Source organism: Calderihabitans maritimus, assembly GCF_002207765.1.
GTDB lineage: Bacteria > Bacillota > KKC1 > Calderihabitantales > Calderihabitantaceae > Calderihabitans > Calderihabitans maritimus.
Genome location: NZ_BDGJ01000206.1, coordinates 1 through 905, shown reverse-complemented (window position 1 = coordinate 905; position 905 = coordinate 1). Strand labels below are relative to the sequence as shown.

The following is a 905-nucleotide window of genomic DNA, read 5'->3' as shown; positions in this document are numbered from 1 at the left end:
CATTAAGTTCTTTAATTAACCATGTCTTCATTTTGAGGCCTTGCTCCTTTCTGTTGTGGTTTTGGGTATATTTAACCTCTTATGGAGCAGGGCCTCATTTTCCTTCTTGGCCCCCGATATTTATTGACTCATACATCCAAACATCATTGTTGCGTCGAGTAGCGCGGGGGAATCTCACCCGACGCCCTCACAGAACCGGACGTAAACCTCTCAGCTCATCCGGCTCCTACTGTCCAGCCGCTTTAAGAAGCTGCCAGTGGGCAAACAGCCACGGTTGTCTTTCCGCAATCCGCCGAAGCCACTGTTCTGCCCGCCTTTTATGGTTTTTCAGTTTCTTGTATTTCCTCATCGCTCACTTCACTAGCACAGTGTCTAGATATCTTAGAGTGGGATACATCACGGATTTGTAGTAGTGCGTGAAATAGTTTATCCATCCTCGAAGCACAGGGTTAAACATCCGGGCTATGTCTTCTAGCTCCTTATCACTGCGAAGATGCAGTTTCCATTCCCGTATGGTCTGCCTCATCTTTTTGGCAGCTTTATCGCTGACCCCAGGGCTGAAGTTGATAAAGTATTTGCCATGTCGGTTCTTTGACCTTCTGGGTCGATAGGTATACCCTAAGAAGTCAAACTTTTCCTGTGGGTAGCTTCCTTGTCGGTCGTCATCTTTGCAGTAAACTATCTTCGTTTTCTCCGGATGGAGCTCCAACCGGCACCGGAAGAAACGCTCCCGTAATTTCGCCAGTAGCCATTGGGCTTGGGCTTCGCTTTTGCAGTGGCATATGATATCATCCGCAAAACGTTCAAAGGGTATGGAGGGACAGTTTCTCCGCATCCACATGTCGAATGCATAGTGGAGGAAAAGGTTGGCTAGTAGAGGGCTTATCACCCCTCCCTGCGGCGTT

1 protein-coding gene is annotated in these 905 nt (G+C 48.3%); it reads right to left on the bottom strand.

The window, feature by feature from the left end; all coding sequences use genetic code 11:
• Positions 1–352: 352 nt before the first annotated feature.
• A partial coding sequence (locus KKC1_RS14890) for a reverse transcriptase domain-containing protein (protein ID WP_272946685.1) occupies positions 353–905 on the bottom strand: 553 nt, incomplete at its 5' end.